Here is a 13,244-nt window from a genome sequence, read left to right as displayed (position 1 = left end):
CGCGAGGCGCGCCGGAGGCTCAGCCGCCGGTGACGTCCGGGGCGTCGATCCGGTAGCCGGAGAACTTGTCGCGCAACGTCTTCTTCGAGAACTTGCCCACCGACGTCTTGGGCACCTCGTCGATGAACTCCACCGCGTCGGGCAGCCACCACTTCGCGACGCGCGGCGTCAGGAACTCGAGCAGCTCCTCCTGGGTCACCGACTCGCCGGGCTTGACGACGACGCACGCCAGCGGCCGCTCCACCCACTTCTCGTGGGGGATGCCGATGACCGCGGCCTCGGCGACGGCAGGGTGGGCCATGATCTCGTTCTCGAGCTCGACCGAGGAGATCCACTCACCACCCGACTTCACCAGGTCCTTCGTCCGGTCGACGAGCCGCACGTAGCCGGAGGGGTCGACGGTCGCGACGTCGCCCGTGCGCAGCCACCCGTCCTCGGTGAACTGCGCGCCGCCACCCTCGCCGCGGTAGTACTCCGAGGCGATCCACGGCCCGGCGGCCTGGACCTCGCCGGTCGCCCGGTCGTCCCACGGCTGCTCCTCGCCCGACTCCGGGTCGACGATCCGCAGCTCCACCAGCGGGACCGGCACCCCCTGGCGGGCGCGGATGTCGGCCTTCGCGTCGTCGTCGAGCGCGTCGTGCTCGCTGTGGAGCACGCCCATCGTCGCGATCGGGCTCGTCTCGGTCATGCCCCAGGCCTGCAGCATCGGGACGCCGATGGCCTTGCGGTAGGCCTCCGACAGCGACCGCGGCACGGCCGACCCACCGCAGAGGATCGTCCGCAGCGACGACAGGTCGTGCTCGGCCAGTTTCGGGAGTGCGCCCATCCAGATGGTCGGGACGCCGCCGGTCACCGTCACCTTCTCCGACGAGAGCAGGTCGAGGATGGCGTCCGGCGTCATGTTGGGGCCGGGGAACACGAGGTTCGAGCCCGCCATCAGCGCGCCGTAGGGCAGGCCCCAGGCGTTGGCGTGGAACATCGGCACGACCGGCAGGATCGTGTCGCGCTCGGACAGCGCCGGCCCGTCGGCGGCCATCGTGAAGTAAGAGTGCAGCACCGACGAACGGTGCGAGTACACGACGCCCTTCGGGTTGCCGGTGGTGCCGGACGTGTAGCACATGGCCGCGGCGGAGTTCTCGTCGTCGACCCGGAAACGCCCGCTGAACGGCTCCGACGCCGCGAGCAGCTCCTCGTAGTCGCCGAACCGGTCGTCGTCGGGGACCGGCACGTCGGCACCGTCGTCGATCACGATGTAGCGCCGCACGGTCGGCATCTTGTCGATCAGCGGGACGAGCAGCGGCAGCAGCGACCGGTCGACGAAGACGATCTCGTCCTCGGCGTGCTCGACGATGTACACCAGCTGCTCGGGGAACAGCCGGATGTTGAGCGTGTGCAGCACCCGGCCGGTGCACGGGGCGGCCATGTAGAGCTCGAGATGGCGGTCGGTGTTCCAGCAGAACGTGCCGACGCGCCCGTCCGCGGTGAGCCCGAGTTCGTCGAGCGCGGTGGCCAGCCGGCGGACCCGCCCGGCCCAGTCCGCGATCGTCGTGCGGGTGCGGCCGTTGGCCGTCGCGGTGACGAGCGTCTTGTGGCCGAACAGCTGCTCGGCGCGGTGGAACACGTGGGGCAGGGTGAGCGGCCGATCCTGCATGAGCCCGCGCATGGAACCTCCTGGCGACGCATCCGGTGGCCTCGACGCCACCATCGTGACGCACGTTACCGGGCTCCGACGGATCGGACATGCGTCGCGTGACGCCCGGTCGGGACCGCGTCGTCGGCCGACCGGGGGCGGGATCACCAGTAGGCTCGTCCGCCATGACCACGGACCGCCTCGCGGGCGCCACCGTGTGCCTCGACGTGGGCTCGGCCTGGACGAAGGCCGTCCTCGTGCGGTCGGACGGGACGATCCAGGGCTTCGCCGAACACCCGACGACGACCGCCGACGTCCTCGCCGGGGTCGACGCGGCGGTGGGGGCGGTGACCGCCGCGGCCCGCGCCCACGGGGAGCCGACGGTGCTGGCCTCGTCGTCGGCGGGTGGGGGGCTGCGCCTCGTCGTCATCGGGACCGACGCACTGGCCGCGACCGAGGCGGGGCACCGGGTGGCCCGCTCGGCCGGGGCGCGCGTCGTGCACGTGCACGCGGGCGCGCTCAGCGCGGAGGACGTCCGCGTCGTGCGCGGGCACCGGCCGGGGGCCCTGCTGCTGATCGGCGGCGCCGACGGCGACGACCCCGCGGTACTGCTGCACAACGCCGGACGGCTCGCCAGGGCCCGCGTGCGGTACCCGATCGTCCTGGCGGGCAACGTCGCCGCCCGCGACGACGCGCTCGCGCTGCTGCGCTCGACAGGCCGCACGGTCGTCGTGTGCGACAACGTCGTCCCCAAGGTCGGGACCGTGGTGGCCGAGCCGGCGCGGCAGGTCGTGGCCGAGATGTTCGCGGGCCACGTCGTCGGGGTGCAGGGACCGTCGGCGGCGCCGCGGTTCCGGCGGCTGGTGCGGCTCGCGACGCCCGACGCGGTGGCGCGCGGCGTCGCCGAGCTGGCCCGGGTCACCGGAGGCCGGGTGCTGCTCGTCGACGTCGGGTCCGCGACGACGTCGGTCCACCTCGCCGACCCCGACGGGGAGGCGAGCCGGACCGTCGAGGGCGACCTGGGCATGCGCAGCGCCGCGACGGGAGTCCTGACCGAGGGCCAGGCCGAGGGGCTCGTCGACCCGGTCGAGGCCGACCTGCTGGGGCCGGCCGTCGAACGGATGGCCGCCGAGCCGGGCTGGGTCCCGCGCGACGCCGGTGGGGCGGCCGAGGACCGGCGCATCGCGGCGCTCGCGGCGTCGGTCGCGGTGCGCAGGCACCTGGCCGCGGCCCCGCCCGACGCGGCGCGGCCGCCCGGTCTCGTCGTGCTCTCGGGCGGGGTGTTCCGCCAGCGCGACCACGGTGGGCTGCGCGCGGTCGTCGCCACACTGCGGGCCGACGCCGTGCTCGCCCCGGTGCTCGACGGCGCGCGGGTCGTCGTCGACAACGACATCGTGCTCGCGCCCGCGGGTCTGCTCGCGGCCGACGGCCGGGCCGACGTCGCCGAGGCGCTGCTGCAGGACCACGTGCTCGGCTGACCCCTGCCGTGAGCGGCGACCTCTCCGGTACGGCGTCGGCACGGCCCGGGACCGGGGTCGGCCGCCCCCCGGTGCCGACACGCGCCCACCGTGCGGACCTGCGGTTTCGTGACTGCGGTCACAACCGGAGGCGGCTGTCCGGACGTCCTGGTCCGCCTTCCGGGACGCGAGTTGACACCGGCCGCACCGGGCGACGAAGCTGGAAGGTGCGATCGCTGAGTCGGGGTCGAGGGGCGCTGCGACGGACGGATGTCCGCCACGCTCGACCACCGGGCCATTGCTGAACGAAGGGCGCCTCACTCGTCGGAGGAGGCCGCCTGCATGTCGTCCCCCTCCGTCGCGGCGTCACTGATCGCCGGCGTCGCTCCCGAAGCATCATGACGGAACACCGCCGCGTGCCGAGAGCGCGCGCGGCACACGAGGAGGACTGACCACCCGATGAGCGTGACCGACACGACGACGACCGACCCCGGAGCCCGGCGCCAGGAGCGCAACGGTCTGGAGTTCGCCGTCGCCGATCTGGGGCTTGCCGACTTCGGGCGCAAGGAGATCCGGCTCGCCGAGCACGAGATGCCCGGGCTGATGGCGTTGCGTCGCGAGTACGCCGAGGCCCGCCCGCTGCACGGCGCCCGCATCGCGGGCTCGCTGCACATGACCGTGCAGACCGCGGTGCTGATCGAGACCCTGACCGCGCTGGGCGCCGACGTCCGCTGGGTCAGCTGCAACATCTTCTCCACCCAGGACCACGCCGCGGCCGCGACGGTCGTCGGCCCGACGGGCACCCCCGAGGCGCCTGCCGGTGTCCCGGTGTTCGCCTGGAAGGGCGAGACGCTGGAGGAGTACTGGTGGTGCACCGAGCAGCTGTTCGCGTTCCGCGACGAGAACGGCGCCGTCGTGGGCCCGAACATGATCCTCGACGACGGCGGTGACGCCACGCTGCTCGTGCACAAGGGCGTGGAGTTCGAGAAGACCGGCGTGGTCCCGACCGTCGACGACGAGGACCTCACGGTCTCCGACGAGTACCGGATCATCCTCGACACGCTGCGCCGCAGCCTGGCCGCCGACGGGCAGTACTGGACGCGCGTCGCGTCGGACATCCGTGGTGTCACCGAGGAGACCACCACCGGCGTGCACCGGCTCTACCAGCTCGCCGAGCAGGAGCTGCTGCTCTTCCCGGCGATCAACGTCAACGACTCGGTCACCAAGAGCAAGTTCGACAACAAGTACGGCATCCGGCACTCGCTGATCGACGGCCTCAACCGCGGCACCGACGTGCTGATCGGCGGCAAGGTGGCGGTCGTGGCCGGCTACGGCGACGTCGGCAAGGGGTCCGCCGAGGCGCTCGCCGGGCAGGGCGCCCGGGTCATCGTCTCCGAGGTCGACCCGATCTGCGCCCTGCAGGCGCTGCTCGAGGGCTACCAGGTCGCGCGCCTGGAGGACGTGATCGGCCAGGCCGACATCGTCATCACCACGACGGGCAACAAGGACATCGTCACCGTCGACCTGATGAAGAAGATGAAGCACCAGGCGATCCTGGGCAACGTCGGGCACTTCGACAACGAGATCGACATGGCCGGCCTCGCGCGCATCCCGGGCATCAAGAAGATCAACATCAAGCCGCAGGTCGACGAGTGGATCTTCCCCGACGGCCGCACGATGATCGTGCTGTCCGAGGGCCGGCTGATGAACCTCGGCAACGCGACCGGGCACCCGTCGTTCGTCATGTCCAACTCGTTCGCGAACCAGACGATCGCCCAGATCGAGCTGTTCACCAAGCACGAGGAGTACGAGAAGGACGTGTACCGGCTGCCCAAGATCCTCGACGAGAAGGTCGCGCGCATCCACGTGCAGGCGCTGGGTGGTGAGCTGACCAAGCTCAGCAAGGACCAGGCCGAGTACATCGGCGTCGACGTCGAGGGCCCGTTCAAGCCCGAGCACTACCGCTACTGACGGGCCGCGCACGGTGACCGCCGGGGTCGCGCCCCGCACGTCGGGCGACGGCTGGACGTACTGCGCCCAGGGCCACAAGCACTGGGGGATCCACGGTGCGGCCGGCCTGCTCGCGCGCCATCGCGACCCCGCCGGGGCCGAGTGGGTGCTGCTGCAGCACCGTGCGTCGTGGAGCCACCACGGCGGTACGTGGGGCATCCCCGGCGGCGCCCGCGACCTCGGCGAGTCCGCCGAGGACGCGGCCCGCCGGGAGGTCTCCGAGGAGTCCGACCTCGAGGTCGTGGGCATCGACGCCGCCGGCGAGTTCGTCGACGACCACGGCGGCTGGACCTACACCACCGTCGCGCTCTGGCTGCCCGTGATGCCCCCCGTCGCCGTGCGCGGGGCGGAGAGCGTCGAGTTCGCCTGGACGCCCGTCGCAGGTCTCGGCGACGTACCCCTGCACCCCGGGTTCGCCGCGAGCTGGCCCGCGGTCCGCGGCGTGGGGCTCGCCGGATAGGTTCCGCGTCCGTGGGACGGCTGGTGGTGATCGAGGGCCTCGACGGGGCCGGCAAACGGACGTTGACCGACGGGCTGTGCGCCGCCCTGGACGCGGCCGGGGCTTCGACCGCCCGGCTCGCGTTCCCGCGCTACGACGACGACGTGCACGCCGAGCTCGCCCGCGACGCCCTCTACGGCCGGCTCGGCGACCTGTCCGACTCGGTGCACGGGATGGCCGTGCTCTTCGCACTCGACCGGCGGGCGGCCGTGCCCGTGCTCGCCGACCTGCTCGCCGCCCACGACGTGCTGATCGTCGACCGGTACGTCGCGTCCAACGCGGCCTACAACGCCGCACGCCTGCACCAGGACGCGTCCGGCGAGGTCGTCGCGTGGGTGCGCGAGCTGGAGATCGAGCGGTTCGGGCTGCCCGTGCCCGACCTGCAGCTGCTGCTGCAGGTGCCGCAGTCGGTCGCCGCGGCGCGGGCGGCCGGCCGCGCGCGCACCGAGGCCGGCCGCGACCGCGACGCCTACGAGTCCGACGACGCCCTGCAGGCGCGGACCGCGGCCGTCTACGCGCAGCTCGCCGCCGCGTCGTGGCTGTCGGAGTGGGAGGTCGTCGACGGCGCCGCGCCCGTCGACGCCGCCGCTCTCGCCACCCGCGTCGAGCGGGTGTGAGCCGAGGCCCCCGGCCGCTCGTGTCGCACGGTGGTGGGATGCTGCGCACATGAAGTCGCGCGTTCTGGTGGTCGACGACGACCCGGCACTGGCCGAGATGCTGACCATCGTTCTGCGCGGGGAGGGCTTCGACACCGCCGTCGTCGGCGACGGGACCAAGGCCCTGCCCGCCGTCCGGGAGCTGCGGCCCGACGTCGTCCTGCTCGACCTCATGCTGCCCGGCATGAACGGGATCGACGTGTGTCGGGCGATCCGCTCGGAGTCCGGCGTCCCGATCGTGATGCTGACGGCGAAGAGCGACACCGTCGACATCGTCCTCGGCCTGGAGTCGGGCGCCGACGACTACGTCGTGAAGCCGTTCAAGCCCAAGGAGCTGGTCGCGCGTATCCGCGCCCGGGTGCGGCGGGTGGAGAACGAGCCCGCCGAGCAGCTCTCGATCGGCGACGTCGACATCGACGTCCCCGCCCACCAGGTCACCCGCGGGGGCGTGCCGATCGCGCTGACCCCGCTGGAGTTCGACCTCCTGGTCGCGCTCGCGCGCAAACCGCGGCAGGTGTTCACCCGCGAGGTGCTCCTCGAGCAGGTGTGGGGCTACCGGCACGCCGCCGACACCCGGCTGGTCAACGTGCACGTGCAGCGGCTGCGCTCGAAGGTGGAGCGCGACCCCGAGCACCCCGAGGTCGTGCTGACCGTCCGCGGGGTCGGGTACAAGGCCGGCCCGCCGTGACCGGCGCCGCGCCCTCCGGGAACGCGCGGCGGGGGTACGCGCACCGCAGGAACGCGCCGCGCGGGAACGTGCTCCGCGGGAACGTGCTCCGTGGGCGCGCGATCTGCGGGTATGCGCGGCCTGGGAATGTGCTCCGCGGGTCCGCGCTGCCCGGGTCCGCGCTGCCCGGGTCCGCGCTGCCCGGGTCCGCGCTGCCCGGGTCCGCGCTGCCCGGGTGCGCGCTGCGCGGGTACGCGCCCGGTTGTGCGCGGCCCGGTTGTGCGCGGCCGGGTGCCCGGACGCCGGGTGGCCCGGCGCCGATGGCCGGGTGCGCGCCGTACGGGCGGTGCGTGCCGTCGGGCGGTTGGGGATGATCAGCGCCGGCCGCGGTGTCGGCCGGCTCCTCGGGCGGGTCGGTCGACGGCTGGCCCGCACCGGTGTCGCCCGGCGGCTCGCCACGGTCGGGCACCACACCGTCCTCGGCGTCACCGAGGTCCGCAACGCCTTCGCGGCCGCCTGGCGCAGGTCGTTGCAGCTGCGCGTCGCCGTGTCGACGCTCGCCCTCTCGACGGCAGTGGTCCTCGTGCTGGGCCTGGTGCTGCAGACCCAGATCGCCGACCGCCTCGTGCAGGGCAAGTTCGACGCCGCGGTCACCCAGACCGAGTCGGCCAGGGCAGTGCTCGAACGCGACCTCTCCGGCGTCGACCCCGACCGGGAGGGCGCCCAGGCGACGCTGACCAACGCGCTCGAGCAGCTCACCAACTCCAGCATCGCCGACCAGCCCGGATCGCCGACCGCGGGCGAGTTCCGCGCGGTCCTCACCACCGGCGACACCCCCGGCGGCTCCGGCAGGCCCGTCTCGGCGGGCACGGTCGGCGACATCCCGCCCGACATGGCCGCCGCCGTCGCCGCGGGAGGGCTGGCCCGCAAGTACGTCACCGTCGGCGACACCCCGACGCTGATCATCGGCCAGCCCGTCACCACCGCAGGCCGCGACCTGCAGTTCTACCTGCTGTTCCCGCTCGACGCCGAGCAGCGGACGCTCGGCCTCGTCCAGTCGACGCTGATCGTCTCGGGGCTGGTGCTGATCATCCTCCTCGCGGCGATCACGAGCCTGGTGACGCGGCAGGTCGTCCGGCCCGTGCGGCAGGCCGCGGAGGTGGCCGAGCGGTTCGCCGACGGGCACCTCGACGAGCGCATGCCGGTCCGCGGCGACGACGAGATGGCTCGGCTCGGCGAGTCGTACAACGAGATGGCCTCGAGCATCCAGACCCAGATCCGCCAGCTCGAGGAGTTCGGCGCGCTGCAACGCCGCTTCACCTCCGACGTGTCCCACGAGCTCCGCACTCCTCTCACGACGGTCCGGATGGCCGCCGACGTCCTGTACGCCTCTCGCGAGGAACTGCTGCCCGCGCTGCGCCGCAGCTCGGAACTGCTCGTCACCGAGCTCGATCGGTTCGAGGCCCTGCTCGCCGACCTCCTGGAGATCAGCCGGCTCGACGCGGGTGTCGCCGAGCTCGGCGCCGAACGGCTCGACATGCACGGCGTCGTCTCCCGCGCGGTCGAGGCGGTCCGGGGCCTCGCCGAGGAGAGCGGCACGCCCCTCGTCCTCGACCTGCCGATCGACGTCGTCGCCGAGGTCGACTCCCGGCGCGTCGAGCGGATCATCCGGAACCTGGTGGCGAACGCGATCGACCACGGCGAGGGCCGCCCGGTCGAGGTCACCCTGGCCGGCGACGACGACGCCGTGGCCGTCGCCGTGCGGGACCACGGTGTCGGGCTCCGGCCCGGCGAGGCCGGGCTGGTGTTCAACCGGTTCTGGCGTGCCGAGGAGTCCCGTGCCCGGCGCAGCGGCGGGAGCGGGCTCGGCCTCTCGATCAGCCTGGAGGACGCCCGGTTGCACGGCGGCTGGCTGCAGGCGTGGGGTCGCCCCGGTGAGGGCTCGACCTTCCGGCTGACGCTGCCCCGCACCGTCAACTGCAAGATCACGACGAGCCCCCTCCCGCTCGGGCCGGACGGCACCCGCCCGGCCGAGACCAACTCCGTCCCGACGCCGCCCCTCGGCATCCCACGCGGGCTCCTCGACGGCGACGACGAGTCCGATGACCCGGCCACCGTGCAGGGGGCGCCACCGGTGAGCCGGCCTGGTGGTCGGCGATGACCGCCCGGGAGGAACGGCCGGTCCACCAGGAGCCGGGGCCGACGGCCGCTGCACAGCCCGCGACGCCGCTCGTCGGCGCATCGACCGAGCCTGCACGTGGCGCGCGCGGTCGACCGGCCGCCCCCGCGGACGGCTCGGCTGGTGGGCCATCCGCGTCGGCGCGCCGGCGTTCCTCGTCGATCCGCGGCCGTTCCTCATCAGCGCACCTCCGTTCCCTGTCGACCCTCGGGCGTTCCTCGTCGGCCCGCCGTTCCTCGTCGGCCCCCCGTCCCGTGCCGGCTCGTCGTCCCGTGTCGGCCCGCCGCTGTCCCGGGGACGGCTCGCCGTCCGTGTCCCGGCGCCGTCGGGTCGTGCTGGCTGCACTCCTGGTCGTGCTGGGGCTCGTCGCGGCGGGTTGCGCGACCGTTCCCGGCGACTCGTCGGTGCAGGTGCTGCGCAAGGTCAGCGACGGTGCGGCACCGCCGGCCCCGCCCGGGCCCGCCGACGGCACCAACCCGCTCGACCTCGTCCGCGGTTTCGTCTACGCCTCGGGCAGCAGCGCCGACCGGCACGGCGCCGCCCGCCGGTTCCTCGCGCCAGAGGCGGCCGGCTGGGACGACGCCGCCTCCGTGACCGTCCTCGACGAGCAGTTCGGCACCGTCCCCGTCGCGACCGGCACCGACTCGACGACCGTCCGCATCCGCGGCACCCGCATCGGGATGCTGTCCTCGACCGGTGCGTTCGAGCCCGACGAGGCTCCCGTCGAGGCCGACGTGACCGTCGTGCGTCGCGATGGCCAGTGGCGCATCGCCTCCCTTCCCGAAGGCGTCTTCGTCCGGCTCTCGGACCTGCGGTCGAACTACCGCACGATCAGGGTGTACTTCGTCGACCCCGCTCGCGGGCGTGTCGTGCCCGACCTGCGCTACCTGCCCGCGGTGCCGGCGAAGGCACAGGCGGCTCAAGCCGTGGACATGCTGCTGGGCGGGCCGTCGCCCGCGCTGGCGGGCTCGGTCACCAGCCGGCTGCTCCCGACGACCGGGCTGCACGCGAACGTCGCCACCGCCGCGGACGGCGGGCTGGTCGTCGACCTCACCCGGCTCGGCGACCTCGACGACGCGAGCCGTCGCCAGCTGGCCGCACAGGTCGTGCTGACGCTGTCGGAGATCAACGTCGGCCGGGTCCGGTTGCTCGTCGACGGCGTGCCGCTCCTGCCCGCCACGCCCGACCTCACCCGCAGCGACGTCGCCGCCCTTGCCGCGGACGCCGCTGACGCCGCCGCCCCGCAGCAGCAACCGCTCGTCGTGAGCGGCGGCCGCGTCCGCAAGCTCGGTGGCGACGACTCCGGGACGCCGATCCCGGGGCAGACGGGAAACGGTGCGTTCGACGTCGCGGCGGCCGCGCTCACCCCCGACGGCTCCCATCAGGCCGTCGTCTCCCGTGAGGGCGGCCGCAACCGACTCATCGTGGGGGAGGGCGACAGGCCGCTCGAGGTCACCGACGTCACCGGCTCGACGCTGACCCGGCCGACCTGGACGCCGGGCGGTACCGAGGTCTGGACCGTCGTCGACGGCTCCACCGTCGCCCGCGTGATCACCGAGGCAGGTGCACCTCCGCGGCGCGGCACGGTCGACGCCTCGGCACTCGCTGCACTCGGTGGTCCGATCACCTCCCTTCGGATGTCGCGCGACGGGGTGCGCGTCGCGGCGGTCGTGGGCAGTCGTCTGGTGACGGCGTCGGTCGCCCGGGCGGCCGACGGGTCGGTGACGCTGCGCGGTGCCCGGGTGCTGCGCCCCGGGGATCTCGGTGACGTGGTGGCGGTGGACTGGCGCTCGACCGACACGTTGGTCGTCGCGAGCGCGCGAAACGACCGGGCAGTGTCGCTGGTGTCGGTGGACGGACTGGCACTGGACACCGTGTCGGGCTCGAACCTGACCCCGCCGCTGCGGGCCGTCGCGGCCTCGCCCAACCTGCCGCTGCTCGTGGCCGACCAGGGCGGGGTGTGGAGCTTCTCCGGTGGTGACCTCGACACCTGGCGGCTCGTCGCGGGCGGGATGCCCGACGCGGTTCCGTTCTATCCGGGCTGACCCTCTCGTCCCTCCCTCCGTCGCGGTGTCCTACGGGGGTCGGGAACAGTTCTATCCCGGGCCCGTGCCGGCTGCAGGAGTTGTCCACAGGCAGCGCTGGTGAGCGCACGCTTGTGGACAACTCGGTGTCCGGGGCCCGGAGCGGGGGCGCGCCGTGGGTCGGCCCGGCCATGATCCGTGTCATGCGAACGACCGAGCTGCTTCCTGCCCTGCTCGACCTGCTGCTCCCCGGTGGCTGCGGCGGCTGCGACCTGCCGGGCCCGTCGTGGTGCGCGACGTGCGCGGCGCGGGCCGGGCCGCCGCACTGGACCCGGGGTCGCGGCGGACCCCCCGTGCTCGCCGCAGGTCGCTACGGCGGCCCGCTGCGCCGGGCGCTGATCGCCTACAAGGAGCGAGGCCGGCGCGATCTGGCGGCGGCGCTCGCCGGGCTGCTCGCGACCACGCTCGCCGCGGCGATGCCGCCGGCGACGTGGCCGGGTCCGGCGTGGGCCGGCGGGCACCGCGGGCCGGTGCGCTGGATCGTCCCGGTGCCGTCACGACCGGCCGCCGCCCGCGCCCGCGGCGGCGACCACGTCCTGGTGCTGTGCCACCGGCTCGCGGAACTGCTCGCGGTGTCGGGTGGGCACGTGGCCGTCGCGCCCGCACTGGCGCTCTCGGGCGGGGCGCTCGACTCGGTCGGCCTCGACGCGGGGGAGCGCACCACGAACCTGACGGGCCGGGTCCGCGCCCGCCGGGCCGGGCTGCCGCCACCTGGCGCACGCGTGCTGCTGGTCGATGACGTGGTCACCACCGGAGCGACGCTCCGGGTCTGCCGACGGGTGCTCGAGAGCGCGGCGGTGACGCCGGTGGCCGCTCTCGTGCTGTGCGACGCGAGCGCCGGCCGGCCGGCGGTCGCCGCAGCCGTACAGGGGCGATGACCAGCGGAGAGCCATGAACGGGAGGGAGATCGGCCCGGCTCGACGTCGCTCCCGGGGCTCCGTCGTGCGACATCCGATCGTGATCGCCCGACCACGTGACGTTACCGACGTGGGTGGCCGAAGGGAATGTCATTCGTCGATACCACACGCGTCAGCGACAGTGTTCGCCGCCCCCTGTTGCCGAATCGTGATCCGGGCTACGGTGCTCACCCAACAGTCCCTGTCCCGCTTCGGGAGGTAACCGGCACACCATCCGGTCGTCGGGGGACGAGCCTCCGACACCAGCTGCTGACTCGTCGAATCGACGTCGAAAGCGAGGGATGTCCTAGTGGAGATTGTCGTCACCGGCCGTAACGTCGAGGTGCCGGACCACTTCCGGGTCCATGTCACCGACAAGGTCGGTCGCCTCGAGCGCTACGACCACAAACTGATGGGCATGCACGTCGAGCTCTTCCACGAGCCGAACCGTCGCCAACTCAAGACCTGTCAACGCGTCGAGATCACCGGGCGAGGCGGATGCGGCTCCGTCGCCCGAGCGGAAGCCACCGCGAAGGACTTCTACGCCGCACTCGACCTGGCCATCTCCAAGCTCGAGGGGCGGCTGCGCCGCTCGCACGACCGCCGCCGGCTCGGCAACCGCCGGGTGCGCGCGATGGCCGGCCGCGTGCCAGCCGATGCCGACGAACTCCCCGATGTCCCGGGCGTCGACGAGGCGCTCATCCCCACCCCGCGTGCGCACGACGAGCATCTCGACGACAACGACGGTGACGGCTTCGCCGAGATCGACGCCGAGACCATCGCGGCAGAGCACGGTGGTGACCGCCCGGGCGACCCGGACCCGTGTCCGGGCCGGATCGTGCGGCGCAAGGTGCACACGTCGCAACCGATGAGCGTCGACGACGCGCTGGCCCGGATGGAGCTCGTGGGCCACGACTTCTACCTGTTCTCCGACGCCGAGAGCGGCGAGCCGAGCGTGGTCTACCGGCGTCGCGGCTACGACTACGGACTGATCCGGCTGGGCGGCTGACGCCACCTGCGGCCACCGACGGGGGTGGTCCGGCCGCGCGCCCGCGCGAGCCGGATCACCCCCGTCGGCGCTGCGGGGCCGAGACCCCGCGGGTGCCTCTACCATGGACGGCGCCGGACCTCCGGGTGCGGCGTCCGTAGTGCCGTGGGCCCGCAGT

General features: G+C 73.6%; 10 protein-coding genes. 9 read left to right on the top strand and 1 reads right to left on the bottom strand.

Annotated features, from left to right (window positions below; all coding sequences use genetic code 11):
- Window positions 1-19 precede the first annotated feature (19 nt).
- Window positions 20-1,663: a long-chain fatty acid--CoA ligase gene (locus PSED_RS26080; RefSeq protein ID WP_013677232.1), complete on the bottom strand. Its 1,644-nt coding sequence runs from the start codon at window positions 1,661-1,663 to the stop codon at window positions 20-22.
- 152 nt (window positions 1,664-1,815) lie between these two features.
- Between PSED_RS26080 and PSED_RS26075 the strand changes: the two genes are divergently transcribed.
- From PSED_RS26075 to hpf, 9 genes are all read left to right on the top strand, one after another.
- Window positions 1,816-3,108 (top strand): glutamate mutase L, encoded by a 1,293-nt coding sequence (locus tag PSED_RS26075; protein WP_013677231.1) that lies wholly within the window; start codon window positions 1,816-1,818, stop codon window positions 3,106-3,108.
- Between the two features lie 438 nt (window positions 3,109-3,546).
- A complete protein-coding gene (ahcY, locus tag PSED_RS26070) occupies window positions 3,547-5,058 on the top strand; it encodes an adenosylhomocysteinase (RefSeq protein ID WP_013677230.1) in 1,512 nt (503 codons plus the stop codon).
- A 13-nt stretch (window positions 5,059-5,071) separates the two neighbouring features.
- A complete protein-coding gene (locus PSED_RS26065; protein WP_013677229.1) occupies window positions 5,072-5,557 on the top strand; it encodes an NUDIX domain-containing protein in 486 nt (161 codons plus the stop codon).
- Between the two features lie 11 nt (window positions 5,558-5,568).
- Window positions 5,569-6,213 carry a dTMP kinase gene (locus PSED_RS26060; protein ID WP_013677228.1) on the top strand — a complete coding sequence of 215 codons (645 nt, stop codon included), beginning with the start codon at window positions 5,569-5,571 and terminating at the stop codon, window positions 6,211-6,213.
- Between the two features lie 49 nt (window positions 6,214-6,262).
- Complete coding sequence (gene mtrA, locus PSED_RS26055) at window positions 6,263-6,940, top strand: MtrAB system response regulator MtrA (RefSeq protein WP_013677227.1); 678 nt, start codon at window positions 6,263-6,265, stop codon at window positions 6,938-6,940.
- A gap of 349 nt (window positions 6,941-7,289) precedes the next feature.
- A complete protein-coding gene (mtrB, locus tag PSED_RS26050; protein ID WP_013677226.1) occupies window positions 7,290-9,080 on the top strand; it encodes an MtrAB system histidine kinase MtrB in 1,791 nt (596 codons plus the stop codon).
- A gap of 350 nt (window positions 9,081-9,430) precedes the next feature.
- Window positions 9,431-11,143 carry an LpqB family beta-propeller domain-containing protein gene (locus PSED_RS26045; RefSeq protein WP_013677225.1) on the top strand — a complete coding sequence of 571 codons (1,713 nt, stop codon included), beginning with the start codon at window positions 9,431-9,433 and terminating at the stop codon, window positions 11,141-11,143.
- Window positions 11,144-11,325: 182 nt separating this feature from the next.
- Entirely contained in the window at window positions 11,326-12,060 is a 735-nt protein-coding gene (locus PSED_RS26040) for a ComF family protein (protein WP_063822005.1), read from the top strand.
- A 328-nt stretch (window positions 12,061-12,388) separates the two neighbouring features.
- On the top strand, window positions 12,389-13,087 hold the full coding sequence (gene hpf / locus PSED_RS26035) for a ribosome hibernation-promoting factor, HPF/YfiA family (RefSeq protein WP_013677223.1): 699 nt from the start codon (window positions 12,389-12,391) through the stop codon (window positions 13,085-13,087).
- The last annotated feature ends 157 nt before the right edge of the window (window positions 13,088-13,244 follow it).

The sequence above is a fragment of the Pseudonocardia benzenivorans CB1190 genome (assembly GCF_000196675.2).
In the GTDB taxonomy this organism is placed as follows: Bacteria; Actinomycetota; Actinomycetes; order Mycobacteriales; family Pseudonocardiaceae; genus Pseudonocardia; species Pseudonocardia benzenivorans.
The sequence above is the reverse complement of the archived record's forward strand: the minus strand, read 5'-3'. Positions and strand labels throughout refer to the sequence as shown.